This is a genomic window from Aurantiacibacter odishensis, from assembly GCF_003605195.1.
Classification (GTDB): domain Bacteria; phylum Pseudomonadota; class Alphaproteobacteria; order Sphingomonadales; family Sphingomonadaceae; genus Alteraurantiacibacter; species Alteraurantiacibacter odishensis.
Map to the genome: position 1 here is coordinate 56700 of NZ_QYOS01000022.1, position 26495 is coordinate 83194.

The following is a 26495-nucleotide window of genomic DNA, read 5'->3' on the forward strand; positions in this document are numbered from 1 at the left end:
GTCAGTCAAGAGCTCTTTACAGACCTTTCCTACAGTCGCGCACCGGGCCTAGCGCCACCACCCGATTAACTGCAGGATTTACAAGGTCATGACTCGCAAACCGCTCTTCGATACCGTCCGCCGCATCCTCGGCCGTCCGCTCTCGCACAAGGAGGTCGCGCAGATCGACGAGGCCGCCGATCTTTTGCTCCGGGACTGTGTTCCAGGTGTTCCAGGTTCGCCCGCCCCCACGGCCATCGGGCCGGAAGGTGTCGCCCTGATCAAACAGTTCGAGGGCTGTGCGAAGACGCGGATTGATGGCCGGGTGGAAGCCTACCCCGACCCCGGCACGGGCGGCGCGCCGTGGACTATCGGCTGGGGCGCGACCGGGCCGGGAATCGAGAAGGACACCGTCTGGACACAGGACGCCTGCGACGCGCGGCTGGAAGCCGACCTCGAACGCTACGCCTCGCAGGTCGCCGCCGCACTGGGCGATGCCCCCACCAGCCAGCTTCAGTTCGATGCGCTGGTCAGCTTCCACTACAACACCGGTGCCATTTCCAACGCCACTCTCACGCGCAAGCACAGTGCGGGCGACTTCGAGGGCGCGGCAGAAGAGTTCGCGCGCTGGTGCTATGCCGGGGGCCGGGTGATGCGCGGACTGGCCCGCCGCCGTGCGGCCGAAGCTGCGCTCTATCGCCGCGGAACGCACTAGCGGGCGGAACCACCTGCCAAGTCCCGCCGTTTCTCGGTTCCAAGAGGAGTCCAGAGATGAAACTACTGTTCGCATCGATCTCGGCCATCGCCCTCGCTGCCGCCCCTGCCCTTGCCCAGGGGAACGGCAACGGTAACGGCGGTGGCAACGGAAACAACGGCAACCGGGGCGGACCGCCTGCGCAGGCGGGTCCGTCCAATCCCGGAGGCGGCAACGGCAACGCCAATCGCGGCAACCGTGGCGGCGGCCAGATGGAAGCTCGCGGTGAACGTGGTGGCGGCTCTCCACCACAGGCACGCGGTAACGGCAATGGCAATGGCAATGGCGGCGGACCGCCGGTGGCGCGTGGAAACGGCAACGGTGGCGGCCCGCCTGTAGCGCGCGGCAACGGCAATGGCGGTGGCCCGCCGGCCGCCCGCGGTAACGGCAACGGCGGCGGTCCTCCCGCCGTACGCGGGAATGGAAACGGTGGAAATCGCGGCAATGCGGACATCGGCTTGCGTTACGATGATGGGCCAGATTTCGATTTCCGCCGAGTATCCACCCGCATCGCCGATGGATGCCCTCCCGGCCTCGCGAAGAAGTACAACGGCTGTCGTCCGCCAGGCCTCGCCCGCCAGCAGGACCGGTACCGATACAGCCGCTATTCGCCTGACTGGTGGGGACTCGGCGGCCTGTTCGGCGACAGGCGCGGCAGCTATTACTACGACGATGGCTTCCTGTTGCGGCTCGGCAGCGGCGGCGGCATCTCCGGCTACATTCCCCTGCTGGGCGGTGCGCTGTCCATCGGCAACCCGTGGCCGGACGACTACCGCTATTCGCGCATGCCGACCTATTACGAAAACTACTACGGCCTCGGCAGCTACGATCGCTATCGTTACGCCGACAACGTCGTCTACCGGATGGACCCGGAAACCGCCGCAATCACCTCCATCGCGGCGCTGCTGACTGGCGACCAGTTCACCGTCGGCCAGCCCATGCCGCGTGGCTATGACGTTTACAACGTGCCCTACAGCTACCGCGATCGTTACTACGACCGGCCCGGCGCGATGTACCGCTACAACGATGGCTACGTTTACGAGATCGATCCGGAAACCCGGCTCGTTGCCGCGGCCATCGAACTGCTGATCTGAGAGGAAACCCGGCAATGACGAAGAGAACAATCCTCACCGCCCTCGCGGCGGGCAGCATGCTCGCCCTGACGGCCTGCGGTTCCGACGGTGCGGAAGATGCCGAAGGCGGTGGCGAGATCAGCAGCGGAACCCTTGCCGCGCTGATCGAGGACCAGGGCGAGTTGTCGACCACCGCAGATATCCTGGGCGACACCGGCCTCCAGAACGTGTTCGACGGCAACGCCCCCTACACGATCTTTGCGCCGACCGACGACGCGTTCGAGGCATTGGAAATCCCTCTCGAAGGCGAGGAAGCCCAGGCCGCCCGCGTCGCCATCCTGCGCGAGCACATCGTCCCCGGCTTCCTGACCCGCGACGATATCGTGGGCGCGATCGAAAGCGGTGGGGGCTCGGTGGAAATGCAGACCATGGGTTCCAATACACTCACGTTCAGCGAAGACGGCGACACACTTCTCGTGGCCTCCTCCGACGGGACAGAGGCCCGCGTTGCCGGCGCCGGGATGAGCGGCGCCAATGGCTCGGTTTTCCCGATAGACGGCGTGCTGAAGTCCACCGACGAACCGGACTGATACTCTTGACCCCACAATAGAAAAGGGGGCGGCCCTTTTACAGGCCGCCCCCTTTTTCGTGTGCCGCTTCCGCCTTGCTGCGGCCTCAGTAATCCCGCCGGTATTCCGCAGCTGCCTGGTGCCGCCCGATGGTGCTGACCGTGGCCAGCAGGTTGAGCCAGCTCGTAACCCGGAATTCCAGCTCGCTGGCGCTGTAGCCCGCGCCGTCAGTTATGATCTCGACGTAGAAGCGGCGACCGAAGTTCTTGCCGAGCGCCACCGCCGTGCCGCGATCCAGCGCCGGATCCGCGCTGATGATGCGCAGGCGGTCAAGGCCAATGGCATTGCGCAACTGGTTGATCGGGCCCGTACCGCCGCCGCCGCGCAAGGATGCGACCGCCGCGCCGAGTTGCAGTGCATCGGTGGCGGAAAGATCGGTAATCGAGCCACCGAACAGCAGACGTGCCAGCAGTTCCTCCTCCGGCAATGCTGGTGTGGAGGAGAAGGTAATCTGCGGCTGGCTGGCGTTGCCCGTCACGTCCACCTCGACGCTGATGCCGTTCACATCGGTCGCGGCCGTCAGGTCGATCCGCGGGTCTATGGGCAGACTCTGGTCGAAATCGATTTCGCCGCGCGTGATCTCGAAACGGGTGCCGGCGAAGGAGTAGAAGCCCTGCCGCGGAACGATGGAGACAGAGCCACCCACGCGCGGATCATCGGTCGTACCGCGCAGCAGCAGGTTTTCGGTGCGCCATTCGCTGTCCAGGCCCATGCCATCCACGCGGATGCCACCGGGCGCGCGCACGTCGATCAGGAAGCGCCATGGCTGCGTCGAGGCGACCGTGGGTGCGATATCGGCGGGTCGGTTGATCTCGCGTATTGCGACATTCGGCAGTTCGGCAAGGACTTCGGAGCTGCCGAGAGACCATCGTGCACTCCGGGCTTCCAGACGGCCGGCAATCGTTCCGCCAACGCCGTTGGAGACGATGCGCAGCGGGCCGGTGATAGTCGCGCCCATGTTTTCAAGATCAAGGATCTCGGCGTTGCGCGCGGCGATGCGCAGATCGATCTGCGGGCCGCGCTCCGCCGAGATGTCGGACAGGTCGACGAACCCACTGCCCGACACGCGCCCGCCGTTCGGCGCGTTGCCGGCAAAGCGAGTGATCGCCAGGCGGGAGCCGGTGAAGGTGCCGCGCGCTTCCACGCCGGTGATATCGGTGCCGGTCAGCCCGCTGCGGATGCGCAGGTTGTCGCCCGACATCGAACCGCGCACCTGCGGGTTGCCCAGCGAGCCGCGCATGTTCGCGGCCACGGAAATGTCGCCGGTCATGTCCAGCAGGTCTATCGCTGCAAGGCGCCAGAGCGTGGCTGCGGAACCGTTGAAACGGAACTGGCCGTTGAGGTCACCATTGTAGAGCCGTTCCACCAGGCCGCCGCTTTGCGCGAGGTCGGAAATGCGTGCCTGCAGGCGGCCATCGGCAGAGCCATTGTCGGACATCACGGCGCGGGCCTGCAGGTCGGTTTCCGAAAGCCGAGCCACCAGCGCGATGTCCATGGGTTCGGATGTGAGCAGGAGGCTGGAGCGCGTGAGGTCGTCCACCATGAGGCGCGCCTCGCCTACTGGCAGACCACTCGGCGCTGCCGACATCTCGATCACGCCGGAAATCTCGCCGCCCAACCCCAGATCGCCCGAAAGCGCGCCGACGAGGCCAAGCGGCATGTCGTTCAAGGCTATGCGGCCTTGCGGAGCGCCTTCACCGCCGAAAGTGCCGCTGGCGATGATGAAGCCGCCGCCATAGGAAAGCTGCGAGCGTTGCAGTTCCCAGCCGCCGCCTTCCTGCGCCAGCAACACGGCGCGGCGTGGCATGGAAATGTCACGGCCGCCGTAGGAGCCGTCCACGGCCACCGCGATCCGTTCGGGCGAGACCTGGCCGTTCACGAGCAGCTCGAAACGGCTACCACGCGATCCGGTAAGCGCGGCATCGAACGTGCCCGCGCCGTTCACCACTTCCGCCTGCGCGGCGAGGCGACCGATGAAGATGCTGCCGTAGGACAGGCCCTGCAGGTTCGCATTGCCGGTGACCGTGGTGTTCCCTTCCGCGATCAGGCCGCTGGCATCCACGGTGCCGCTGGCGATCATGATCGGTGTCGCCCCGCCAAAACGTGCGCCGTCTGCCACAAGGTCGATGTCGAAGCCTTGCCCGCCATCACGCACGGCGAGGTCGATCGTGCCGTCCAGCCCGCCGCGGCCGACGTCGAGCGTACCGGCCACGCCGCCATCGACAAGGTCGAGCGTGCCGCTGACGCGCGTTTCGGCAACGTCGAGCCGGTCTATCCGGATGGCCGAGGTTCCATCCTCGCGGGAAATGAAGCCGAGTTCGCCGCTGAATTCGCCCAGTGTAGACATGCCCTGGGTCTCGATGGCGAAACCATCACCGGAGGGCGTGATGCTGACGCGCACGTCGGCGAGGCCGGCGGCGGGAAGCGGGTCTGCCAGCACAAGCTCGACGTAGGGGCCATCCTCCGCCAGGGTCGCTTCCACCGTGAAGGGGCCATACTCGATATGCCGCCCGCTGCCGACCACACTGGTGCCCGCATCATCCACCCGGCCATCGAGCGTGGCCGTCAGCTTGGTTGCGTTGATGGACATGGCATTGAAAGCCAGCGGCATTTCACCGCCAAGAGCAATGCCGCCGTTGAACCGGATATTCTCACCCGCGACAGTGGTGATCGTCTCGTTCGTCACCTGATCGACCCGCCCCTGCAGTTCCGCACGCAGCATCCAGGGCGCGTCGCCGCCAATGCGGAAACGGATTTGCGCGCCGGCATCCACCGTGCCCACACCGCCAAATGCGAGATCGGCGATATTGACCGGGCCGTTCACGCGCGTGAGGCCGGTATCGAGATTGCTCTTGAGACCAAGCTGTGCGCGAAGGCCGCGGAACTGCACGGCAAGGTCGTCCGACAGAATCTCGTTCCCGGCATAGACGATGGTGCCACCCAAGCTGCCGTTGACGAGGCGCGGATCGAACATTTCGTTGCCGCTGACAATGCGACCGATGGCAGCGTCGACAGGCACCGTGACGCGCGAGCCGTCGAATGTCAGCGTGCCTTGCTGGAAGACGTTCGAGACGACGATGCCGCCCGCGTCGATCTCGTCAACCGTCAGCGTGTGCGGCAAGGTCAGTTCGCGGAAAGGCCCGTTGAGCGTGCCCTGCAGGTCCAGCCCGTTCAGCGCCACGTCGGGCGAGAACAGGGTTGCGTCCAGAAGCTGCACACCGATGTCGAAATCGCGGAAGGCGTTGTCGGCAAGGTCTATCGTGCCGTCGCCGTCGGCGTTCACGCCCCGCGCACGCAGGACGAAATCGCCTTCCAGCACCGAGTCAACAAGAGTGCCCGAAGCAGAGAGCGTAACCAAGTCCCCCAGCGCGCGGGCAGGCAGTCCGTCGACGTAAGCTCCCGGCCTTGCCTGGCCGACGATGCGGTACTGGCCGCTTTCGTTGTAAAGGTCGAAATCAAGGAGTTCGCCGCCGCCCTGCGTGGCCAGCAGGTCGCCCCGCCAGGACGACCACGTGCCATCGCCCTCCAGCGTGATCGTGAGATCCTCTTCAGCCCCCACCATCGCGGCAAGAAAGCCGCCTGCGGGTGCCTGCCATTCGAGATCCAGGTCGAAGCGGTCGCCATCGGGCTCGGCATGGATCAGCGCGGCAAATTCGTCACCGCCGCCGAAGTCGCCATCTGCATCGAGGTAAACGAGGCCGTCGCGAATGTCGGCCTCTGCCGCGAAGTTGATCGTGCGCTGTTCGCCCAACAGACCTTCGGCGACGGTCAGATTGTCGATAACGAAGCGATCGATGCGAATGTCGAAATCGGGGAGGATAGGCGCGTCCGGATCGCCGGGATTTAGTTGAGGCGCGGCGTAGAGTGTTCCATCAGTCAGAACCAGGTGACGCACATCCAGCCCGCTGGTGAACCAGCGATAGGGCCGCCAGTTCAGGTCGATGGACGGCACCTCCAGGAACAGCGTATCGTTGGCGTCGTAAAGCTTCACGTCCTTGAACGTGCTGCTCCACAGGATGGAACCGTCGATCTCGCCAACTTCGACTTTGAGGCCCGAGGCGGGGGCCACGCTGCTGATCTGGTCGACGATGAACTGGCGGCCGGGCGGCGTATGCAGGAAAGCCACAGCGAGCAGCACCAAGCCAACCAGCGCGGCAAGCACCCAGCCGATGCCTTTCAGGATGCGGATCGGGATCCGGCGCTTGCCACCCTTGCGCGCCGCCGTGCCTTCCTCTTCGAGGCCCTCGTCCATGGACACGTCGTCAGCCATCAGAAGGCCTGCCCCAGTCCCACGTAAACGGCCACCCAGCTATCCTCTTCGCGCTTGTTCAAGGGTACCGCGACATCGACCCGCAGGGGACCGAAACCGGTTTCATACCGCACGCCTACGCCTGCCCCGAAGCGGATATCGTCGAAGGTCGGCGTTATGCTGCGCGATACCGTGCCGGCATCCACGAAGGGAACGACGGATACTGCCCCGTCCATGAAGCCGGTGTCGATCCGCGCCTCTACCGAAGCTTCCACCAGAGAGCGTCCGCCGTTGGGAGTGCCCAGCGCGTTGGTGGGTCCGATCGACTGGTAGCCATAGCCACGCACCGATCCCCCACCACCTGCATAGAGCCTGCGGGAGGGCGCAATCGCGGCGAGATCAGCACCGATGATCGAGCCGACGCGCGCCCGGGCAGCCAGCACCACGCCATCGGAGACCCCCTGGTAGGTAGCGAGATCGAACTGCGTTTTCAGATAGGTGGAATTGCTCTCGAACACGCGCGAGATCTCGGGCGAAACGCTGGCGCGAATGCGGAAGCCTTCCGTGGGATCAAGCAGGCTGTCGGACGTGTCGAATTGGACGAAAGAGGGCAAGGCGCCGATGAGGTACTCGATATCGGCTGATTTCTGCCCCTTTACCTTCGTTTCCGCCTCGTTCGTATATACCAGTTCGAAGCCCGTACCCCAGGAGAACGGCTTCTGGAAAAGCAGCGTGCTGAGCCGTTCGTAGCGCGCCACGAGGGACACGGTCTCGGCATCATAGGCGTCGGTATCGATTGTGGTCGCAAAGGCATCGACCGCGAAAATTCGGTCACGTCCGTAGAAATTGTTCTTCTGGAAGGTCACACCTAGCAATTGTTCCTGCGTGCCGGCGATCCCGCGAACCCGCAGCATTCCTTCGGGCGGGAAGAGATTGCGGTGCTCCCAGCTGCCTTCCAGCCTGATGCCTTCCTCGGTCCCGAAACCGATGCTGCCCGCCAGCGTGCGCAGCGGGGCCTGCGTCAGATCAGCCTGGATGTCGACCACCCCGGGCTCCGTCTCGGTCGGCTGCTGGACTACGACTGGTGTCAGTTCGACAGAGCCGAGAAGGCCGGTGGCCAGCATCGCGCGGCGCAGGTCCAGTTCGTCGCTACGCCGGTAGATATCGCCCTCATCCCAGCGGGCGATGCGGGTGAGGTGGCGGCTGGACAGGAACTCAGGGTCGGAGCTTATGACCTGCCCCAAGCGATACCGGCCGCCCGGTTCCACCAGCATGGTGATATCGCCCTCGTCACGGTCGTGATCCACCAGGACGGAAGGCGCCTCGATGGTGGCGAAGGGGAAACCGCTTTCTCCCAGCGCCTTGTCGAGGTTGAACTGTTCGGCCTCGATTACGTCCAGCAGGAGCGGATCGCCAACCTCGATGTCGTATGCGCGGCGCAGGGATTCGTACTGGTCGCCAGACGCGCGCAGGTTGCCAAGGTCGATGGCGCCCACCGTGTACTGCGGGCCGGGAATGATGTCGAAACGGACAGCGGGCGGCTCGAGATCGGACTCGACGGTGGATTCGATGCCACCGACCGTGCGTGTCAGCTGGCTGTCGAAATAGCCGTAGACGCGAAGCAATTGTCCGAGCAGCGCCTCGTCCTCGCGGGCCTGAACGGCGAGGCGCGCAATGTTTCCGTCGTCTTCGAAACTCTCGATGGTGGAGAGCGATTCGAACCGATCGAGAAATTCGTCCCGCTCGGGGAAAAGGGCCGTATCTGTCGGGAAGACGAGGACGAGTTCTTCCGAAAGCCGCTCCTCGCTGCCAGTGGTCATGCGCGGAATCTCGTCCTCGAACTGGACGAAATCGATGTCGTCCTCGTTCTCCAGCGGGGCGAGTTGCGGCAGATCGATCTCTTCGGGCCAGGGCACCGTGATCATCGGCATCTCGGCCAGTGGCGCGTCGGCCTCCAGCGGCACCTGCGCATCGGCATCGGCCTCGTCGGCCGCAGGCACGCCCTGTGCCGCCCACTCCTCCGGATTATCGACGGCGGAATCGGGAATGAGATCTTCTAGGCTGGGCGTGTCCTGCCGCTCTTGCGCGGCGAGCGGCTGCGCGAAAGGAGTGGCAGTCAGGGCAAGTGCCGCCGCCAGTGCAGTGCCGGTCTGTCTGAAATTGCGGGGGACCATCCGGAGCAGCTCAGGTGAGCTTGTATTCCTCCTGCAGGCCCGGCGTGTTGTCTTTCGATCCGCCATCGGTCGCAGGAGCGCGACCGCAAGAGCCCTTTGCCACGCTTTCGATAAGGTCTCGCTGCTCGCCTTCGGACATGCGGCGCCAGCCATCGGGGCCAAGGGCTTCGAGCGGGCGGAAGCGCACCTTGTACTGCATCCGCTCGGACCCTTCGACCCAATAGCCGAGATACACGTAAGGCAGGCTAGCTTCCACCGCCCGCCTGATGTGTTCGAGAATGACGTAGTTCCCAAGCCCGCTACGATGCTCCAGTTCAGGGTCGTAGAAGCTGTAGATCATCGACAACCCGTCCGCTTGCCTGTCCGTCAGGCAAGCCGCGACCAATCGGCCAACGGCGCCGTCGGCAGAAGGTTCCCTGTATTCAATGACAAAGCTGGAGACGCTGGTGTGCTCCACCATGTCGGCATAGTCCACCTCGTCCATCGCGGCCATGCCGCCGCCGGGGTGACGATGCTCCAGATAACGTTGCAGCAGAGCGAACTGCTCTTCGGTTGCCCAGGGACGGCATTCGGTGACGACGAGGTCGCTGTTGGCCTTCATCGTGCGCTTCTGCGAACTGGAGGGCTTGAAATCCTTCGCCGCGACGCGAACGGAAATGCAGGCCTTGCACCCTTCGCAACTCGGGCGATAGGCCACGGTCTGACTGCGGCGGAAACCGATACGGCCAAGAGCGTCGTTCAGCTGCTCCGCGTGCGGCCCCTTCAGCTCGGTAAACACCTTCCGCTCCGTCCGCCCCGGCAGGTACGGACACGGCGCGGGGCTGGTCACGAAAAAGCGGGGGAAGCGAACGGGTGCCGTCACTTGGGCTTGCGATCCTCTTTCTGGCGTTCAATTGCAACGCGGTTCATCCCACGCGGTTTCCACCTTTATGACTGGCGGGAATCGCGTGTTGAACCATGTTAACCATATAAATTGCCATTCGCAGGATTAATTTCCACAAATAGCTTTTTGTGCGCGGCGAACGCCCCATAGCGGGTCACATTTTCGGCGCGCGCGATTGTTAATTCAGTTCGACCTGGCTGACCGAGTAGCCCTTTTCCACCAGTGCGGCGACCAGAGCATCGAGCTGCTCGCGGTCGCGCGCCTCGCATTCGATGTCCGTCACAAGGCCTTTCGCGGGCAGGTTCGTGAAAATCCGCTGGTGGTAGATTTCGAGGATATTGACGTTGTGCCGGTCAAACTCGCGCATCACCTTGAACAGCGCGCCGGGGCGATCCTGCAGGGTGATCTGCAACCGCGCGAGGCGTCCCGAGCGGGCAAGGTCGCGCAGCAGAACGTTGGCCAGCAGACGCGTGTCGATATTGCCGCCGCACAGCACCAGGCCGATCTTCTTGCCCGCAAACCGCTCGCGGTGCGCCAGCACGGCGGCAAGCCCGGCAGCGCCGGCGCCTTCCACCACGGTCTTCTCGATCTGCAGCAGCAGGGAGACGGCTTCCTCGAGGTGCCGCTCTTCCACCAGCAGGATATCGTCGACGACCTTCTCGATCACTTTCTGCGTAAACTTGCCCGGTTCCTTCACGGCGATGCCTTCCGCCAGCGTATCGCCGCCCGAAGGCAAGTCCGCCCCTGCCCAGGCGTTGTAACTGCTGGGATAAAGCCGCGCTTCGGCCCCGATCACCTCGACCGGGTGATCCTGCGCCTTGGCCACGGTGCCCATCCCGCTGATGAGGCCGCCGCCGCCGATGGGGACGACGATGGTCTCGATCTCGGGCGCATCCTCGAACATTTCCAACGCCACGGTGCCCTGCCCGGCTGCGACATTGGGATCGTCGAACGGGTGCACGAAGGTGAGGCCCAGTTCCTGCTCCAGCTTGCGCGCGTGGGCATAGGCCTCGTCGAATGTCTCGCCCTCCAGCACCACGTTGCCGCCGACGCTCTCTGTCTGCATCACTTTCACCGTAGGGGTGGTGCGCGGCATGACGATGGTGACGGGCACGCCCAGCCGCGTGCCGTGGTAGGACAGCCCCTGTGAATGGTTTCCGGCCGACGCCGCGATCACGCCGCGCTGGCGCTGTTCGTCGCTCAGCAATAGCAGGGCATTGAGCGCGCCGCGTTCCTTGTAGGCGGCGGTGAACTGATGGTTTTCGAACTTCAGCCAGATTTCCGCGCCGAGAATCTTGGAAAGCGTTTGCGAATGCATGGTGGAAGTGCGCACCACGGCGCCCTTGATCCGCTCGGCAGCGGCGCGCACGTCATCCAGCGTAAGGCTTGGGGCTAGGCTTTGTTCTGTTCCCGTCATGGCAGGGCGCCTAGCCCAAGGGGCCGCACAGGGAAATAGGGCGCACGCTTTTCGCTGACAAAGATTGCCTTGGACAAAGAGATTGGGCATCGCTGCGCGCCATGGATACAGAACCACGCAAAGTCGCATTCCTCGGCCTTGGTGTCATGGGCGGGCCGATGGCCGGTCATCTCGCCAGCGCAGGGCACAAGGTCATCGGATACAACCGCACGGCCGCCAAGTCCTCGAAATGGCGGGAGAACCTGGCGCAGCGCGGGGTCGATGTCTCTACCGCCGCCACCCCGGTGGAAGCGGTGGCCGACTGCGACGTGGTGCTCGCCTGCCTTGGCAATGACGAGGACGTGCGCAGCGTGTTGCTGGGCGATGCGGGCGCGCTGGAAGCGATGAAGCGCGGGGCCACACTGGTCGATCATACCACCGTTTCCCCCGCTCTGGCTCGCGAACTGGCCGAGGCAGCAAGCGCGCACGGGGTGATGTTCGTCGATGCGCCGGTATCCGGCGGACAGGCGGGCGCACAGAACGGCAAGCTGGCGATCATGTGCGGAGGCTCCGACGAGGCGATGGCCGCGGCAACGCCGGTGATGGAAGCCTATGCGGCGCGCATCGTCCACGTGGGCGATGCAGGTGCAGGGCAGGCGTGCAAGGCGGTGAACCAGGTTTGCATCGCGGGCGTGCTGGCGGGTCTTTCCGAAGGCGTGCGGCTGGCGCAGGCCACCGGGGTCGATACGGACAAGGTGCTGGAAGCGATCAGCGGCGGCGCGGCGCAAAGCTGGCAGATGGAAAACCGCTGGCCGACGATGGTGAAGGGCGAATTCGATTTCGGCTTCGCGATAGACTGGATGCGCAAGGATCTTGCCATCGCGATGGCAGAAGGCAAGGACGTTGGCATATCGCTCCCCGTCACCGCGCTGGTCGACCAGTTCTACGCCCAGGTTCAGGCGCAGGGCGGCGCGCGGCAGGATACCAGCGCGCTGATCCGCCACCTTCCGGAGGTCTCCCGATGATCCTGCGTCACGCGGCGCTCGCGACCGGACTGCTGGTGGCGACCCCCGCCCTCGCCGACACCCACATCGACAACATCGAAGGCGTGTCCGTGATGCGCGACGGCACGATAGACCGTTTCGCAGGGATGGTGGTGGACGAGGACGGGCGCATTTCCGAACTGCTCGACTTCGGCGACCGCCCGACTCGCGAAATCGACTACCGGATCGACGGAGAGGGACGCACTGTCGTCCCCGGCTTCGTGGACGGACACCTGCACCTGATGGAACTGGGTCTCGGCACGCTGGTGCTGGACCTGTCGGAAACCAATTCGCTGGACGAGGCGCTTTCGCGCATCGCCGCCTATGCCGCCGCCTACCCTGATCGTCCGTGGATCATCGGTCGCGGCTGGAACCAGGAACGCTGGGGCCTCGGGCGCTTCCCCACCGCCGCCGAACTCGACGAAGTCGTGTCCGACCGGCCCGTGTGGCTGCAACGCGTCGACGGCCACGCGGGCTGGGCCAACACGAGGGCGCTGGAAGCTGGCGGTGTGACCGCCTCCACCGCGGACCCGGAAGGCGGACGGATCGAACGTCTTGCAGGCAGCCGCAACCCATCGGGTGTGCTGGTGGACGCAGCCATGCCGATGATCGACGATGCAGTGCCCCCGCCCCTGCCCGAAGATCGCGACCTTGCCCTGCACAACGCACAGAACCTGCTGCTGCGCCATGGCATCACCGCTGTTGCCGATATGGGCACCAGCGTGGAGGACTGGATGACCATCCGCCGCGCCGGGGACGCGGGGCGTTTGCGGGTGCGCGTCATGTCCTATGCCGACAGCGTGGATACCATGCTGCTGATCGGCGGGCCTGCCCCCACGCAATGGCTCTACGATGATCGCCTGCGCCTCAACGGCGTGAAGCTGTACCTTGACGGCGCGCTCGGCTCGCGCGGGGCATTGCTGAACGCCGATTACGAAGACGACCACGGCAACCGCGGCCTGCCCCTGCTTTCGGGAACGCAACTGCGCAACCTGATGAGCCGCGCGGCGCTGGACCGTTTCCAGGTCGCCGTGCACGCCATCGGCGATGCCGCCAACCGCGAGGCGCTCTATGCCATAGAGGAGCTTTCGGAGGATTATTCCGGAGACCGCCGCTGGCGTATCGAACACGCGCAGATCGTCGATCCGGCGGATCTTGCGCGCTTCGGCCAGCACGGCATCATCGCCTCGATGCAGCCGGTTCATCAGACCAGCGACATGATGATGGCGGAAGCGCGGCTGGGCGAAGACCGGCTGGGGGGCGCCTATGCCTGGCGCTCGATCCTGGAGGCAGGCGGACACCTGGCATTCGGCACCGACGCCCCTGTGGAGCCGGTCGATCCGCTGGCGGGGCTTGCCGTCGCGATCAGCCGCGCGAATGCAGAAGGAGAGCCGTTTGGCGGCTGGCGCCCCGAAGAAACGATCAGCCGCGAACAGGCCCTTGCCGCCTACACTGCAGGCGCTGCCTACGCAGGCTTTGCCGAGGGCCGGTTTGGTCGCCTGGCGGAAGGTGAACGCGCCGATTTCGTGATGCTCAGCGCCGATCCGCTGATGGCCAATGCCGACCAGATGCGCGACATTCGCGTGCTGGAAACATGGATTGCGGGCCAGCGCGTCTACGATCACGAACTCGAATAGCGTGTCGCGAGAACAACAGGTGCACGGGCAATTCGCACAGTTTCTGCCTCGCCCTTTGCAATTGCTTCACTTTGTGGGCATTAGAACGTCGAGATTCAAAATTTTTGGGGTACCAGAGACCATGAGCAAGAAGCTTTTCACCTCCATCGCCGCCGGTGTGGCCCTGGTTGCCACGCCCGTTCTCGCGCAGAGCGACATGGCGCAGCGCGCTGCCGCCGAACTTCAGAACGCAGAAGAGCTGGGCGAAGACGGCAACGGCGGGATCATCCTGGCTCTGGCAGCCGCCGGCCTGATCGTGGCTGGCGTGGTCGTTGCTCTCAGCGATGACGAGGAAGAACTGCCCGTCAGCGCCTGAGACGAGGCACACAACCTGATATGAAACGGGGCCGTTTTCGGCCCCGTTTTTGTTTGTTGCTTGCTGCAATCCGTAGTCGTTCGGGCGTCAGTCGGTCTTCGCGTCGTCGGCCTCGGACGCGGCTTCGGCCTCTTCCTTCCGGCGCTCCGCATCACGGCGCTCGGTGATCTTCATCAGCACCAGCGATCCCTCGAACAGCATCAGCAACGGCACGGCCAGCACAAGCTGCGAGATCACGTCCGGCGGAGTGACCACGGCGGCCAGCGCCACCACCAGCACGATCACGTACTTGCGCGCCGACACGAGCTGATCGCGCGAGACTAGGCCCGCGCGGTTGAGCAGCATCAGCAGGACTGGAAGCAGGAAGCTGATCCCGAAGGCGAGGATGAAGCGCATCACCAGATCGAGGTACTGGCCCATTTCCGGCAGCGCCTCGGCATCGATCCCGCCCACATTGCCCTGAAACCCCAGGAACCACGGGAAAGCGAGCGGCATCACCACGAAATAGGCAAGGCAAGCGCCCATGGTGAATAGCACCGGCGTCGCGATCAGGAACGGCAGGAAGGCCCGCTTCTCGCGCGCATAGAGACCGGGCGCGACGAAGGCCCACAACTGGTTGGCAATGATCGGGAAACTCACGAAGAACGCGGCGAAGAGCGCCACCTTGATCTCGACGAAGAAAGCTCCGTAAAGCTGGGTGTAGACCAGCCGCCCGTTGCCCGGCCCGAAACTCTCGGTCAGCGGTCGCACGAGGATGCCGAAGATGTCGTCGGCGAAATAGAGGCACACGGCAAAGGCGATGCCCAGTGCGAGGACGGCTCGCACCAGCCGACCGCGCAGCTCGATCAGGTGCTCCATCAGGGGCGCCTGGGTATCGTCGAGGTCGGAAATCTTGAACGCCATCAGCCCTCATCCTTCGATGGCTTCGTAGCGGCTTCGGCGGACTTCACTTCATCGCTGGCGGCGGGCGCGTCGGGCTTTGCCGGCGCCGCCTTCGCTTCTGCTCCAGAGGCTTTCTCGTTGGCCTTTTCGTTGGCCGCGGACTTCTCCTGCGCCAGACGCTTTAACTCGGCTGCCTTCTCAGGCGGATAGGCGCCTGTCGGCTCCATCTGGCCGGGCACGCCTTCCGGGTGTTCACGCATGATCTTTTCGTTCTGCGCTTTCCACTTCTTCTCCATGTCCTCCAGCTCGGCCTCGCGCACCATGGCGTCGAGTCCGGTGCGGAAATGGCCGGAAAGCTTGCGAATCTTGCCGATCCAGCGGCCCGCCGTGCGCATGGCGAGCGGCATGTCCTTGGGGCCGATCACGAGGATCGCCACAACAATGATCAGCAACAGTTCGGTTGCGCCGATATCGAACATGGCTCAGCGGCGCTCGCTTGGCAGGAGTTTAGGAGGCGGTCTTGTCGTTGGTGGCAGAAGGAGTGGTCTCGACCGTTTCGCTCGCAGGTTTCGCCTCGTGCGAAGGACCCTCGATCCGCGCGGAGGACTTGCTCTCGTCCGATGCGCTCGAATCGTCGTCGTTCAGGCCCTTGCGAAAGCTCTTCACGCCCTTGCCGAAATCGCCCATCATTTCGCTGATCCGGCCCCGGCCGAACAGGACCAGGATCACCAGCGCAATGATCAAAATCTGGAATGGTCCAATGCTACCCACGAGTATTCTCCGAATGCGTTAGGGTCGGACAACTCTCCGACATCCTTCACGACCGAGTCTAGGCGCTTTCGTCGGGCTTTTCCAGCGCATCTGCAACGGAACCGTCATGCAACTCGCGATCTTCGCCCGAATCTCTGTCGGGACTCGCATTCACCTCGGTATTTTCTGCGGTCCTCTGGTCCATCAGGTCTTCGTAAGCATCGTCAACCGGGTCCAGCAGGCCCGAGGCCTTCAGTTCGGCAAGACCGGGAAGGTCCTTGCGGCTCTCAAGGCCGAAATGCGCGAGGAATTCGGGAGTCGTGGCGTAGATCACCGGTCGGCCCGGCACTTCGCGCCGCCCGGCCACGCGCACCCAGCCCGCTTCCATCAGCACGTCGAGCGTGCCGCCGCTGGTCTGCACGCCGCGAATGGCCTCAATCTCGGCGCGGCTGACGGGTTCGTGATAGGCGATGATCGCCAGCACTTCGGTAGCCGCGCGGCTCAGGCGGCGTAGCTGGTCCTTCTCGCGCCGCAGGATGTGGGCAAGGTCGGGCGCGGTCTGGAATGCCCAGCGCTTGCCCCGCTCCACCAAATTGATCCCGCGTTTCGCATATTGCTCCTGCAAGGCAGCGAGTGCGTCTTTCACCTCGGCATCACCAAGGTGTGCGGAAATCTGCTCCCGCGTCAGGGGTTCCTCAGCCGCGAAAAGGCACGCCTCGACCGCGCGCGCAAGTTCGTCCGGGTTATCTAGCGTGTCAGGCATCGGCCTTCACCCTGCGCAGGTGCAACGGCCCGAATATTTCTTCCTGCCGAATTTCCGCCTTGCCCTGCTTCGCCAGTTCCAGCGCGGCGAGGAAGCTGCTGGCCAGCGCGGACTTCTTCAGGCGCGGCTCGGCATTGGCGGGCAGGAACGTGCGCAGTTCCATCCAGTCGAGCGAGACCCCGAGCATGGCCGAGACCCGGTCCAGCGCGGAATCGAGAGTCATGACCGGACGGTTAGCCACCATGTGCACGACCGGCTCCGTCCGCAGCTTTACCTGCCCGTAGGCATGCACGAGCTGGTACCAGTTGCACTGCCACACGTTGTTGCGCAGCGTCTTCAGGCCCTCGGGCGCACCGCGGGCGAACACGTCGCGGCCAAGCCGGTCGCGCGCCATCAGCCGCGCGCCTGCCTCCCGCATGGCGCCCAGCCGGGCAATGCGCAGTTGCAGCTTCAGCGCCAGTTCTTCGGGCGAGGGGTCTTCCTGCTCCTCCTTTGGGAGCAGCATTGCGGACTTGAGGTAAGCCAGCCAGGCCGCCATCACGAGGTAATCGGCGGCAATCTCCAGCTTCAGCGCCTCGGCCCGCTCGATATAGTCGATGTACTGGTCCACCAGCGCGAGGATGGAGATCGATTTCAGATCGACCTTCTGCCGCCGGGCAAGGTCCAGCAGCAGGTCCAGCGGGCCCTCCCAGTTATCGAGCTCGATATAGAGCGCGCTGGAATCGGTCGTGCCGGGTGCGGCAATGCCCTGCCATTCACCGGCGGCGCCATCCACGGCGTCGGCTGCCGCGATCAGGCTGCCTTCGTCCATCGCGGTCATGCCCGCTCTCCCGCCAGCGCGAGAAAGGCATCGCGCGCCGCCAACAGTTCCTCGCGCGGGGTTTCGTCCGTTATCTTGCCCGCGCCGGTCATCGCCCGGTCCAGCCGCGCTTGCGTGGCATCGGACATCGCGGGCAACACTTCGGCAGAGCCGACCATGTCGTCCATCTTGCCCCAGCAGTTGAGAACGAGGTCGCAGCCTGCCGCCACCGCGCGTACGGAGCGTTCGGGAATGGTGCCCTCCAGCGCCTGCATGTCGATATCGTCGGAGAGCAAGAGGCCGTCGAAGCCGATGCGCTTGCGGATGATCTCCGAGATCACGAACTCGCTCTGCGTTGCAGGATTGGCGGCATCCCACGCGCTGAACCGGATATGCGCAGTCATGGCGATGGGCGCGTCGGAAAGCTTGGCGAACGGCGCGATATCCGTCGCCAGTTCCTCCTCGCTCGCCTCGACAACCGGCAGGTCCTTGTGGCTGTCGACCGTGGCGCGGCCGTGGCCGGGCATGTGCTTGATACAGCCGATCACGCCGCCGCGCTTCAGTCCATCCAGCGTGGCGCGGCCCAGCGCCGCCACCTGCATGGGATCGCGCCCGAGCGCCCGGTCGCCGATCACGTCGTGCGCGCCCTCGGCCGGAATATCGAGCACCGGGTGATAGTCCACCGTGATGCCAACCTCGGCAAGATCCAGCGCCAGCAATTGCGAATTTGCACGGATCGCCTGGATCGCGCTGGCAGGAGCGATCTCGTAAAGCTGTGCGAAGACGCCGGGCGCGGGATAGGCGTCCCACTCGGGCGGCTTCATGCGCGACACGCGCCCGCCTTCCTGGTCGATCGAGATCAGCAGGTCGTCCCGCCCGTGCAGCGCGCGCAGGGAATCGGTAAGCGCCCGCAACTGTCCGCGGTTCTCCACGTTGCGACCGAACAGGATGTAACCCGCGGGCTGCGCTTCTGCGAAGAAGGCGCGCTCGTCCTCGGTCATCTTGGGGCCGGACAGGCTGAAAATCGCGGGCGTCATAGGGCTGCAATTAGGCCCAAATCATTACCAGGGTGCAAGCATTTGCCGGGCAGCAGCCGGGGAAAACACGCCCGAACAAGCCAAATCAGCGAATATAGCAGTCCCCGCCCGCGTTGCGGATGGCGCGGCACGTCGCATCGCCGGCCTCGCGACTGGGCGCAATGGCTTGCAGGCGATAGACGGTCGCGCCGTTCACCTCCGCCTCGACGATGCGGCTGCGCATGCCCGAGAGAACGGAGTAGCGGCCACGAGCGCTGACCCAAGCCTGCTCCGCGTCGGCGCGGCTGGTGAACGCGCCGATCTGCACGTAGGCGGCACCGCTGGGCGCAGCCTCTTCGGCAGCTTCATCGTCCTGAGAGATATCGATGCTGGGTTCGGGCGACGGTGCATCTTCGGCCAGCATGCCGCGCGTGGACTGTCCCTCTGCCACGGCGTAGGCGGTGTCGCCGGTGCCGGCCACTTCGCGGCCACCGGGATCCTCGGGGCGTTCCTTGTAAGGGCTGTCGGGCGCCTCGATGGTCGTGCCATCGGCCACCAGTTCCGCGTCGGGTCGGTCGCGAAGTAGCCACCATGCGCCGAGCAGAATCACGGCGATAACCAGCAGGCCCGCCAGCGCAAGCCAGATCAGGCGCGCGTCGAAGCCGCCCTCGTCCTCGTAGTCCCCGTCGTCTTCCAGCCAAGGCAGCGCATCGTCGTCGTCCTGCAGTGGAAGCTGCTCTTCGGCCTCGTACGTTTCGAACTCGGCATCCTCGATGCCATTTGCGCCCCTTCCCCCCGCCGGAAGACTCATTGCCTAAAGCTCCTCAACTGCCTCGACACCCAAAATGCCCAGACCATTGCGGATGACTTGCCCGATTTGCTGGCTGAGGAAAAGCCTCGCTGCCGAAAGGTCCGGATCCTGTGCCACGATGATGCGCTTTCTCGCATCGTCGTTGCCGAGGTTCCAGAACGCATGGAAAGCTGCAGCAAGATCATAGAGATAGAAGGCAATCCGGTGCGGCTCACGCGCGCGGGCCGCGGCTTCCACCTCGCGCGGGAACTGCGCGGCCTGGCGTATGAGGACCAGCTCGTCCTCGTCCAGCAGCGAGAGATCGGCACCCGACGGCGCGATCCCCTCGTCCTTCGCCTTGCGCAGGATCGAGCAGATGCGGGCATGGGCATACTGCACATAGAAAACCGGGTTGTCCTTGCTGGCTTCCACCACCTTGGCAAAGTCGAAGTCCATCTGGGCTTCGGGCTTGCGGGTCAGCATGGTGAATCGCACCACGTCCTTGCCCACTTCCTCCACCATGTCGGCGATGGTGACGAAGTTGCCCGAACGCTTGGACATCTTCACCGGCTCTCCGCCGCGTAGCAGTTGCACCATCTGCACCAGCTTCACATCGAAGGGGATAGGCTTGCCCTGCCCTTCGGACAGCGCGGCGACGGCAGCCTTGATACGCTTCACCGTGCCAGCATGGTCTGCACCCCAGATATCGATCAGGGCGTCGGCCTTTTCGGCCTTCTGCATGTGGTAGGCGAGGTCCGCGCCGAAATAGGTCCACTTGCCGTCGCTCTTGCGGATCGGGCGGTCCTGGTCGTCGCCGAACTTGGTCGAGCGGAACAGCGGCAGCTCAACCGGCTCCCAGTCGTCCACCGTCTTGCCCTTGGGCTTTTCCAGCACGCCGTCGTAGACGAGATCGTGCTCGCGCATCCACGCTTCGGCAGCCTCGGGCTTCTGCGCGGCCTGCAAGGCGGCTTCGGACGAGAAGACGTCGTGCTCGATACCCAGCAGCGCGAGGTCGGACTTGATGACATCCATCATCCGCTCGACCGCGTAGGCGCGGAAGATCGGCAGCCATTCGTGCTCGGGCTCGTTCACGAACCGCTGGCCGAATTCGTCTGCCGCGGCCTTGCCAACCGGCACGAGGTATTCGCCGGGGTACATGCCCTCGGGAATGTCGCCGATATCCTCGCCCAGAGCCTCCCGATAACGCAGGTGCGCGCTACGGGCGAGCGTATCGACCTGTCCGCCTGCATCGTTGACGTAGTATTCGCGGATCACCTCGTGCCCGGCCGCCTCCAGCAGGCTGGCCAGAGCATCGCCCACCACCGCGCCGCGGCAATGGCCCATGTGCATGGGGCCGGTCGGGTTGGCGGAGACATACTCGATGTTCACCCGCGTGCCAGCGCCCATGGAGGACTTGCCGTAATCGTCGCCCGCAGCGGCGACGGCGGCAACTTCGTCGAGCCATACGGAGGGCGACAGGCGCAGATTGATGAAGCCGGGGCCCGCGATCTCGGCGCTGGTGATGGAGGGGTCGCGCGCCAAGTGCTCGACAATCTTCTCTGCCAGCGCGCGCGGATTCGTCTTTGCCTGCTTCGCCAGCACCATTGCGGCATTGGTGGCAAGGTCGCCGTGCGAGGGATCGCGCGGCGGCTCCACGCTCACGTTGGCGCGATTGGTTTCAGGCGGCAGCGAGCCTTCCGCTTCCAGCGCGGAAAGTACGGCGTCGATCTTCTCCGCATAGGCGGCGTAGAGGGTCTTGTTCTCGGACATGGGCGAGCCGTTAGCCTGTTTGGCTGGCCGCGCAAAGCACCGGTTTTACCGGGTGGCGTTGTAGGCCAGCTGTTCCTCGGTCAGCTGGAAGCCCACCAGCAGCTCGAACGTGGCGCGGGCGACGGCGGCGCGCACATCGGGCTCTGTCAGCGGGTCGATGGCGGCGGACTGGTCTCCGGCGCGGCGACGGCGCGTGATGCGTTCGCGGATGTCCGCAGGCAGAGTCGCCTCGGCGCGGTTCACCACCGCGCCCGCAGTGCCGCTACCCTGCGCACGTGCTTCGCCAGCGGCAAAGTTCAGCTCTACCGTGCCGATCCGCTTGGCCACAACCGAAGTCCCGCCGCGCATGACGGTGGAATAGTAGGGAAGCGAAACGGTGCGCGGTGCGGTGGTGTCGCGGCGGGTCGCGATCACGTCGAACGTGGCGCTGGAATAGACCTGCTCGCCGGTGTCGTCGCAGGTGGATCGGACATTGGTGATGGCGGCACTCACATCGATGGCATCGGCGGTACGTGCCTCGGCGGGCGAGAACAGGGTAACGTCGCCGGTATAGTCGGGAACACCCACTGCCGGGCAGACCGAACGCAGCGCGGTAATGCCCACGCCCTGCTCCACCACGATATCGCCTTCACTCCGGCAACCGCCCAGCACCGTGAGGCCGGCAACAGCGGCAAGTATTGCGATCCGAGCGTTCATTCCCATTCCTTGTTCAATGCAGGCAGTAATTTCAGTTCGCGAGGCCCTAGCCCTTTCGCGGGTAGGCGACAACAGCTAGAGACATGGTCATGAACGCCCCCTTTCAGGAAAATCGCCCCTCGGGCGACAAATCGCCGCTCAAGGTGCTGATCGCAGCGCCGCGCGGCTTCTGCGCCGGTGTCGACCGCGCTATCGAGATCGTCGAGCGCGCAATCGATAAATTCGGTGCCCCGGTCTATGTCCGGCACGAAATCGTGCACAACCGCTACGTGGTGGACGGCCTGAAGGAAAAGGGCGCTATTTTCGTGGAGGAACTGGACGAGGTTCCGGACGACATGCCGGTGGTGTTCAGCGCCCATGGCGTGCCCAAGTCGGTTCCGGCAGAAGCCCAGCGGCGCAAGATGATTTATGTCGACGCCACGTGCCCGCTGGTGTCGAAAGTCCACCGGCAGGCCGAACGCCTGATCGAAAAGGGCAAGCACATCATCTTCATCGGCCACGAGGGCCACCCGGAAGTGATCGGCACCATGGGGCAGGTGCCAGCCGGGCAGATGACACTGGTGGAAACGGTGGAAGACGTGGCGAAGCTGCCTTTCACATCACAGGACAAGCTCTCTTTCCTCACGCAAACAACGCTTTCGGTGGATGACACGGCAGAGATCGTAACCGCGCTGCAGGAACGCTATCCCCATATCGTCGCGCCCAAGGCCGAGGATATCTGCTACGCAACATCCAACCGGCAGGAATCGGTCAAGGCCATGGCGCCAGCCTGCGATCTCGTGCTGGTGATCGGGGCACCCAACTCGTCCAATTCGCTGCGCCTCGTCGAAGTGGCCGAGCGCCTCGGCACGACATCGCGCCTGATCCAGCGCGCGACCGAAATCGACCCCGCCTGGCTCGAAGGCGTGGGCACCATCGGCATCACCGCCGGGGCCAGCGCGCCCGAAGTGCTGGTGCGCGAAGTGGTTTCAAAGCTGGGCGAATGGCGCGCCGTGGACGAGGAAAAGATCATCACAGCGGAAGAGAAAATGGTCTTCAAACTGCCCCGTCAACTCACCGAATAGGGGCGGCTTCCATGGCCGTTTACACGCAGCTTTCCGCAGAAGTGCTTGCCGATCTCGTCGCCGAGTATGACGTGGGCGAACTCGTGTCTGCCAAGGGCATTGCCGAGGGCGTTTCCAATTCCAACTGGCTGGTGGAGACCACCGGCAGCGAGAAAAACGGCAAGCGCTTCATCCTCACGATGTACGAACGCCGCATCGATATCGCCGAATTGCCGTTCTTCCTCGGTCTGCTCGATCACCTGGCGGCGAACGGCTGCCCGGTGCCGCGCACCATCCACGACAGGTCCGGTGCATCGTCCCGTATGCTGCACGGCAAGGCGGTGGCGCTGATCGAGTTTCTCCCCGGCGTCTCCGTCGATCATCCCACTCCGCAGCAGGCCCGCAGCGTGGGCCGGGTGCTGGCGGAAATGCACGAGGCGGCGCAGGATTTTCCGGGCACGCGCGCCAACAATCTCGATCCGCACGCCTCGGTGCGGGTTCTGGCGGACTGCGGACGCGATGCGCTGGCGAAGATCGATGCCGCCCTGCCCGGCGTCGTCCCCGTTGCGGAAGAGATTGCCGATGGCTGGCCGCAGGGCTTGCCCCAATCGGTCATCCATTCGGACCTGTTTCCGGACAACGTGCTGATGCTGGGCGACACCGTCAGCGCGCTGATCGACTTCTACTTCGCCTGCAACGATGCCATGGCCTACGACCTTGCCGTCACCCACGCCGCATGGAGTTTCAGCGGCGACGGGCACGATTACCGTGCCGAGGTGGGGCAGGCGCTGGTGGATGGCTACGAAAGCGTGCGCGCCCTGTCCCCCGCCGAACGCGAGGCGCTGCCCGTGCTGGCGCAGGGCGCAGCACTGCGCTTCATCTCCAGCCGCGCGCAGGACTGGATCGACACGCCCGCCGATGCCCTGGTGACGAAGAAGGACCCGATGGACTTCTTCCGCCGCCTTGAGTTCTATCGCGCCAACGGAGCCGAGGTCTTCGCCGCATGAAGCATGTCGAGATCTTCACCGACGGGGCCTGCAAGGGCAATCCCGGCCCCGGCGGCTGGGGCGCCTTGCTGCGAATGGGGCGGCACGAGAAGGAGCTGTCAGGCTCCGATCCCGAAACCACCAACAACCGCATGGAAATGACGGCGGCAATCCGCGCACTCAAGGCTTTGATAGAGCCTTGCGAGGTGACGCTGCATACCGACAGCCGCTACCTGATAGACGGCATGACCAAGTGGATCGAAGGGTGGAAGAAGCGCGGCTGGATAAATGCCAGCAAGAAGCCGGTGCGCAATGCCGACTTGTGGCATGACCTGATCGAGGCGGCCGCGCCGCACAAGATCACGTGGGAATGGGTGAAGGGCCACAACGGCCACCCGGAGAACGAGCGCGTCGACCGCATCGCCAGCGACGCGGCCGACAGCGTCCGCTGAAACTCAGCTCTCGTCGACGATTTCCGCGCCGGGGCCGTTCTTCTGGATCGATTCGATGGCGTTCTTGGCGCTCGCTTTTGATGCGTAGCCTTCGGTCGAGAACATGATCTCGTCGTTGTACTTGAACCGCACGCGGAACTCGCCGGCCTTGTCCTTATAAATCTGGAAATGGTGTGCCATTCTTCTGGTCTCCCGTTGGTTGATCGCGGGCCACCATAACAAAGATGAGCGACATGGCTAGGCGATCACTGGGTCCTTTTTACCTATGCAGCCGTGCCGGGGCGTAGAGCGCTTCGTCGAGGTCTTGCGTCATGGCATCACGCGGGTGGCGCAGCAGTAGTTGCGCACCGAGGCGGGCCGCAGCCGGCGCGGTCTGGATGCCGTAGCCTCCCTGCCCTGCGAACCAGAACATGCCGTCGATTTCGGGATCGTAGCCGAAGACCGGGAGCCTGTCTGGCGAGAAACTGCGCAGCCCCGCCCACTTGCGCTCCACTGCCTCGATTTCCCAGTCGACGACCTGCTGGAACCGGTCAATAGCGAGCGCCACGTCGTATTCCTCCGGCGCGGCATCGCACGGTTCGCTCGGCGTCTCGTCGTGCGGGCTGAGCCACAGACGGCCGTTGTCCGGGCGGAAATAGAAGTCCCCTGAAATATCGAGCGTGAGCGGAAGGTCCGGCTGCGGCGCAGGGTCGACACGCAGCTGTGCCACGGTGCGGCGCAGGGGCTGGATGCCGAGTTGACGCGCGCCCAGCAGCGCGGCGACCTGATCGGCCCAGGCACCTGACGCGTTCACCACCACGCCCGCGCGAAGCTCTCCCGCCGCGCCGAAATCGAGCCGCCATTGGTCGCCCACCCGCTGCGCGCCTTGCAAGCGGTGGCGCGCACGAAGCTGCGCGCCTGTCGCCTTCGCACGCGACAGGTAGTGCTGGTGCAGGCCGGCAACGTCGATATCGGCGCAATTGGGCTGGCTCAGCGCCTGCGTCCATTCTTCGCGCACGCCCGGCAGCCGTTGTTCGAGCGCGGCGCGGTCGAGCGGTTGCAGCGTCACGCCCGAATCGGCGAAACGCTTGCGAAAGGCCTCCAGCTCATCGTCCTGCCCGTCGCGGGCCAGATAGAGCCCGCCACGCAGTGTCAGAAACCCGCCATCGCGCAGGTAATCGCCGGAGGCGAGCGTCAGGGGCACGATGTCCGGACCCCCATAGCATTCCTCGCGAAAGGCGGCGGAGCGGCCAGTGGTGTGGTAGCCCGGGTAGTCTTCGGCCTCGCACAGTACCACGCGCGCGTGGGGTGCCAGTTCAGCGGCAATGCTCGCGCCTGCCATTCCTGCGCCGATCACGGCGATATCGAAGGTATCGGTCATACGGCTGCTCAATCGGCTACGCGGCGACCGAGAAAATCATCGATCGCGGCAAGGGCCTTCAGGCGCACCCCGTCTTCCTCGCGCAGGATTTCGTGGCGGGCCTCCTCGCCGAAGATCAGCGCCTCGGCATCGGGAAGGCGCGCCATGGCCGCGCGGATCGCCGCCGGGCTTACCAGCCGGTCTGCTTCGGTGGCGACGATGAATACGGGGATTGTCACCGATTCAAGGGCACCGGGTCGAAACATCGCCGTCGAGCTGAAGGCGGACGCGCGCACCCAGGCCCAGCTGCCGGGGCCCAGGCGCAGTTCGGGTCGCTGCTCGCGCCACCAGCGCTCGTCGTCGTAGCGTTCCTCGTCATGTGTCAGCAGCTTCTGGCGGTTGGCGATCGAGCTGCCGGGTTTCTCGCTGATCTTCCAGGCAGGCCGCCTGGCATCGCCGATGCTGGACATCGCGCTGGAGAGCCAGCGTTTTACCGGCAGGGGCACGGATTCGGGAAACACGTCGAGCATGGGGGCGGAAAGCACCATCGCGTCGGGCTGCGGGTTCAGCAAATTTTCCTGCACGGCGCGCAGCGTCAGGTGGCCGCCCATGGAATGGCCTGCCAGCACCAGCGTACCTTCCCGCCCTTCGGACCAGTGTTCCCACAGTTGGGCCAGATCGGCGATCCAGACTGCAAAATCGTCGATATGGCCGGTCGCATCGTCATTGCCCAGGCGGCCCGATCCGCCCTGTCCGCGCCAGTCTGCGGCGCTGACGCGCCAGCCCTGCTGTCGCCAGTGTTCGAATGTTTCCAGGTACTTCTCGTAAGCATCGCCGCGTCCGGCCATGAACAGGATGGAGCCGCGCACGGTGACGCCGGCGGGCGGTTCGCTCCAGTCGATGAGCCGGATCTGGTGGCCATCCTTGGCCACCCACATCGTCTCCTTCGCGTCAGCCGGAATGGCCCTGCGATCGAAAGTCGCGGGAACGAGGGTGTCTGCTTGGCTAATTCCGTCCTCCTGCCTTTGGTTACTTTT

The 26495-nt window shown here is 64.7% G+C and carries 25 protein-coding genes; 9 read left to right on the top strand and 16 right to left on the bottom strand.

The window, feature by feature from the left end:
- Positions 1-88: 88 nt before the first annotated feature.
- Genes D4Q51_RS06020 through D4Q51_RS06030 form a run of 3 tightly spaced genes read left to right on the top strand, consistent with a single transcriptional unit; the run spans position 89 to position 2396 of the window.
- On the top strand, positions 89-694 hold the full coding sequence (locus D4Q51_RS06020; RefSeq protein WP_120076859.1) for a lysozyme: 606 nt from the start codon (positions 89-91) through the stop codon (positions 692-694).
- Between the two features lie 56 nt (positions 695-750).
- On the top strand, positions 751-1827 hold the full coding sequence (locus D4Q51_RS06025; protein WP_120076860.1) for a hypothetical protein: 1077 nt from the start codon (positions 751-753) through the stop codon (positions 1825-1827).
- 14 nt (positions 1828-1841) lie between these two features.
- Entirely contained in the window at positions 1842-2396 is a 555-nt protein-coding gene (locus tag D4Q51_RS06030; RefSeq protein ID WP_120076861.1) for a fasciclin domain-containing protein, read from the top strand.
- Between the two features lie 85 nt (positions 2397-2481).
- On the opposite strand, the gene D4Q51_RS06035 is transcribed toward D4Q51_RS06030, so the two are convergent.
- The 4 genes from D4Q51_RS06035 to D4Q51_RS06050 form a co-directional block, all read right to left on the bottom strand.
- A complete protein-coding gene (locus tag D4Q51_RS06035) occupies positions 2482-6705 on the bottom strand; it encodes a translocation/assembly module TamB domain-containing protein (RefSeq protein WP_120076862.1) in 4224 nt (1407 codons plus the stop codon).
- Positions 6705-8858 (bottom strand): autotransporter assembly complex protein TamA, encoded by a 2154-nt coding sequence (locus D4Q51_RS06040; RefSeq protein ID WP_120076863.1) that lies wholly within the window; start codon positions 8856-8858, stop codon positions 6705-6707. Before D4Q51_RS06040 ends, D4Q51_RS06035 begins: the two co-directional genes overlap by 1 nt.
- A gap of 10 nt (positions 8859-8868) precedes the next feature.
- A complete protein-coding gene (locus D4Q51_RS06045) occupies positions 8869-9720 on the bottom strand; it encodes an arginyltransferase (protein ID WP_120076864.1) in 852 nt (283 codons plus the stop codon).
- A gap of 199 nt (positions 9721-9919) precedes the next feature.
- Positions 9920-11158 (bottom strand): threonine ammonia-lyase, encoded by a 1239-nt coding sequence (locus D4Q51_RS06050; RefSeq protein WP_120076865.1) that lies wholly within the window; start codon positions 11156-11158, stop codon positions 9920-9922.
- A gap of 35 nt (positions 11159-11193) precedes the next feature.
- Here D4Q51_RS06050 and D4Q51_RS06055 point away from each other — a divergent pair, with 35 nt between their 5' ends.
- The 3 genes from D4Q51_RS06055 (at position 11194) to D4Q51_RS06065 (ending at position 14172) form a co-directional block, all read left to right on the top strand.
- Positions 11194-12162, top strand: coding sequence for an NAD(P)-dependent oxidoreductase (locus tag D4Q51_RS06055; RefSeq protein WP_276309489.1), 969 nt, complete (start codon positions 11194-11196; stop codon positions 12160-12162).
- Positions 12159-13817: an amidohydrolase gene (locus D4Q51_RS06060; protein ID WP_205689449.1), complete on the top strand. Its 1659-nt coding sequence runs from the start codon at positions 12159-12161 to the stop codon at positions 13815-13817. Before D4Q51_RS06055 ends, D4Q51_RS06060 begins: the two co-directional genes overlap by 4 nt.
- Before the next feature lie 121 nt (positions 13818-13938).
- Entirely contained in the window at positions 13939-14172 is a 234-nt protein-coding gene (locus D4Q51_RS06065) for a calponin homology domain-containing protein (protein ID WP_120076867.1), read from the top strand.
- An 87-nt stretch (positions 14173-14259) separates the two neighbouring features.
- Here the strand turns inward: D4Q51_RS06065 and tatC are convergent, their stop codons facing one another.
- From tatC to D4Q51_RS06115, 9 genes are all read right to left on the bottom strand, one after another.
- Positions 14260-15075 carry a twin-arginine translocase subunit TatC gene (gene tatC / locus D4Q51_RS06070; protein WP_120076868.1) on the bottom strand — a complete coding sequence of 272 codons (816 nt, stop codon included), beginning with the start codon at positions 15073-15075 and terminating at the stop codon, positions 14260-14262.
- The gene (gene tatB / locus D4Q51_RS15845; protein ID WP_205689450.1) at positions 15075-15533 is read right to left on the bottom strand and encodes a Sec-independent protein translocase protein TatB; all 459 of its coding nucleotides are present in this window, start codon (positions 15531-15533) and stop codon (positions 15075-15077) included. Before tatB ends, tatC begins: the two co-directional genes overlap by 1 nt.
- Positions 15534-15561: 28 nt before the next feature.
- Positions 15562-15825 carry a twin-arginine translocase TatA/TatE family subunit gene (gene tatA, locus D4Q51_RS06085; RefSeq protein ID WP_120076870.1) on the bottom strand — a complete coding sequence of 88 codons (264 nt, stop codon included), beginning with the start codon at positions 15823-15825 and terminating at the stop codon, positions 15562-15564.
- 58 nt (positions 15826-15883) lie between these two features.
- The gene (scpB, locus tag D4Q51_RS06090; protein ID WP_120076871.1) at positions 15884-16567 is read right to left on the bottom strand and encodes an SMC-Scp complex subunit ScpB; all 684 of its coding nucleotides are present in this window, start codon (positions 16565-16567) and stop codon (positions 15884-15886) included.
- A complete protein-coding gene (locus D4Q51_RS06095) occupies positions 16560-17378 on the bottom strand; it encodes a segregation and condensation protein A (RefSeq protein ID WP_120077036.1) in 819 nt (272 codons plus the stop codon). The genes scpB and D4Q51_RS06095 overlap by 8 nt, the downstream gene beginning before the upstream one ends.
- A gap of 5 nt (positions 17379-17383) precedes the next feature.
- Positions 17384-18403 (bottom strand): beta-N-acetylhexosaminidase, encoded by a 1020-nt coding sequence (gene nagZ / locus D4Q51_RS06100; protein ID WP_120076872.1) that lies wholly within the window; start codon positions 18401-18403, stop codon positions 17384-17386.
- 85 nt (positions 18404-18488) lie between these two features.
- On the bottom strand, positions 18489-19193 hold the full coding sequence (locus D4Q51_RS06105; RefSeq protein ID WP_120076873.1) for an SPOR domain-containing protein: 705 nt from the start codon (positions 19191-19193) through the stop codon (positions 18489-18491).
- A 3-nt stretch (positions 19194-19196) separates the two neighbouring features.
- Positions 19197-20942, bottom strand: coding sequence for an arginine--tRNA ligase (gene argS / locus D4Q51_RS06110; protein WP_120076874.1), 1746 nt, complete (start codon positions 20940-20942; stop codon positions 19197-19199).
- A gap of 45 nt (positions 20943-20987) precedes the next feature.
- Positions 20988-21638, bottom strand: a complete 651-nt coding sequence (locus D4Q51_RS06115; protein ID WP_120076875.1) for a hypothetical protein — start codon at positions 21636-21638, stop codon at positions 20988-20990.
- A gap of 89 nt (positions 21639-21727) precedes the next feature.
- On the opposite strand from D4Q51_RS06115, the gene ispH reads away from it, so the two are divergent.
- Genes ispH through rnhA form a run of 3 tightly spaced genes read left to right on the top strand, consistent with a single transcriptional unit; the run spans position 21728 to position 24119 of the window.
- The gene (gene ispH / locus D4Q51_RS06120) at positions 21728-22702 is read left to right on the top strand and encodes a 4-hydroxy-3-methylbut-2-enyl diphosphate reductase (protein ID WP_120077037.1); all 975 of its coding nucleotides are present in this window, start codon (positions 21728-21730) and stop codon (positions 22700-22702) included.
- Positions 22703-22713: 11 nt separating this feature from the next.
- Positions 22714-23688, top strand: coding sequence for a homoserine kinase (gene thrB, locus D4Q51_RS06125; protein WP_120076876.1), 975 nt, complete (start codon positions 22714-22716; stop codon positions 23686-23688).
- The gene (gene rnhA / locus D4Q51_RS06130; protein ID WP_120076877.1) at positions 23685-24119 is read left to right on the top strand and encodes a ribonuclease HI; all 435 of its coding nucleotides are present in this window, start codon (positions 23685-23687) and stop codon (positions 24117-24119) included. Before thrB ends, rnhA begins: the two co-directional genes overlap by 4 nt.
- Before the next feature lie 3 nt (positions 24120-24122).
- Here rnhA and D4Q51_RS06135 read toward each other — a convergent pair whose 3' ends face one another.
- The 3 genes from D4Q51_RS06135 to D4Q51_RS06145 all read right to left on the bottom strand — a co-directional run bounded on the left by D4Q51_RS06135 (position 24123) and on the right by D4Q51_RS06145 (position 26396).
- Positions 24123-24299, bottom strand: coding sequence for a YegP family protein (locus D4Q51_RS06135; RefSeq protein WP_120076878.1), 177 nt, complete (start codon positions 24297-24299; stop codon positions 24123-24125).
- 79 nt (positions 24300-24378) lie between these two features.
- Entirely contained in the window at positions 24379-25479 is a 1101-nt protein-coding gene (locus tag D4Q51_RS06140; RefSeq protein WP_120076879.1) for an NAD(P)/FAD-dependent oxidoreductase, read from the bottom strand.
- Positions 25480-25487: 8 nt separating this feature from the next.
- The gene (locus tag D4Q51_RS06145) at positions 25488-26396 is read right to left on the bottom strand and encodes an alpha/beta fold hydrolase (RefSeq protein WP_120076880.1); all 909 of its coding nucleotides are present in this window, start codon (positions 26394-26396) and stop codon (positions 25488-25490) included.
- Positions 26397-26495: the final 99 nt, after the last annotated feature.

Excerpts from the sequence above, each read along its gene's own strand:
- rnhA (WP_120076877.1), top strand. The coding sequence starts at position 23,685 with ATGAAGCATGTCGAGATCTTCACCGACGGGGCCTGCAAGGGCAATCCC.
- ispH (WP_120077037.1), top strand. The coding sequence starts at position 21,728 with ATGAACGCCCCCTTTCAGGAAAATCGCCCCTCGGGCGACAAATCGCCG.
- D4Q51_RS06140 (WP_120076879.1), bottom strand. The coding sequence starts at position 25,479 with ATGACCGATACCTTCGATATCGCCGTGATCGGCGCAGGAATGGCAGGC.
- D4Q51_RS06060 (WP_205689449.1), top strand. The coding sequence starts at position 12,159 with ATGATCCTGCGTCACGCGGCGCTCGCGACCGGACTGCTGGTGGCGACC.
- D4Q51_RS06030 (WP_120076861.1), top strand. The coding sequence starts at position 1,842 with ATGACGAAGAGAACAATCCTCACCGCCCTCGCGGCGGGCAGCATGCTC.
- argS (WP_120076874.1), bottom strand. The coding sequence starts at position 20,942 with ATGTCCGAGAACAAGACCCTCTACGCCGCCTATGCGGAGAAGATCGAC.
- D4Q51_RS06020 (WP_120076859.1), top strand. The coding sequence starts at position 89 with ATGACTCGCAAACCGCTCTTCGATACCGTCCGCCGCATCCTCGGCCGT.
- D4Q51_RS06115 (WP_120076875.1), bottom strand. The coding sequence starts at position 21,638 with ATGAACGCTCGGATCGCAATACTTGCCGCTGTTGCCGGCCTCACGGTG.
- D4Q51_RS06040 (WP_120076863.1), bottom strand. The coding sequence starts at position 8,858 with ATGGTCCCCCGCAATTTCAGACAGACCGGCACTGCACTGGCGGCGGCA.
- thrB (WP_120076876.1), top strand. The coding sequence starts at position 22,714 with ATGGCCGTTTACACGCAGCTTTCCGCAGAAGTGCTTGCCGATCTCGTC.
- D4Q51_RS06145 (WP_120076880.1), bottom strand. The coding sequence starts at position 26,396 with ATGTGGGTGGCCAAGGATGGCCACCAGATCCGGCTCATCGACTGGAGC.
- D4Q51_RS06050 (WP_120076865.1), bottom strand. The coding sequence starts at position 11,158 with ATGACGGGAACAGAACAAAGCCTAGCCCCAAGCCTTACGCTGGATGAC.
- D4Q51_RS06135 (WP_120076878.1), bottom strand. The coding sequence starts at position 24,299 with ATGGCACACCATTTCCAGATTTATAAGGACAAGGCCGGCGAGTTCCGC.
- D4Q51_RS06105 (WP_120076873.1), bottom strand. The coding sequence starts at position 19,193 with ATGAGTCTTCCGGCGGGGGGAAGGGGCGCAAATGGCATCGAGGATGCC.
- nagZ (WP_120076872.1), bottom strand. The coding sequence starts at position 18,403 with ATGACGCCCGCGATTTTCAGCCTGTCCGGCCCCAAGATGACCGAGGAC.
- tatC (WP_120076868.1), bottom strand. The coding sequence starts at position 15,075 with ATGGCGTTCAAGATTTCCGACCTCGACGATACCCAGGCGCCCCTGATG.
- D4Q51_RS06095 (WP_120077036.1), bottom strand. The coding sequence starts at position 17,378 with ATGGACGAAGGCAGCCTGATCGCGGCAGCCGACGCCGTGGATGGCGCC.
- scpB (WP_120076871.1), bottom strand. The coding sequence starts at position 16,567 with ATGCCTGACACGCTAGATAACCCGGACGAACTTGCGCGCGCGGTCGAG.
- D4Q51_RS06065 (WP_120076867.1), top strand. The coding sequence starts at position 13,939 with ATGAGCAAGAAGCTTTTCACCTCCATCGCCGCCGGTGTGGCCCTGGTT.
- D4Q51_RS06035 (WP_120076862.1), bottom strand. The coding sequence starts at position 6,705 with ATGGCTGACGACGTGTCCATGGACGAGGGCCTCGAAGAGGAAGGCACG.
- D4Q51_RS06025 (WP_120076860.1), top strand. The coding sequence starts at position 751 with ATGAAACTACTGTTCGCATCGATCTCGGCCATCGCCCTCGCTGCCGCC.
- tatB (WP_205689450.1), bottom strand. The coding sequence starts at position 15,533 with ATGTTCGATATCGGCGCAACCGAACTGTTGCTGATCATTGTTGTGGCG.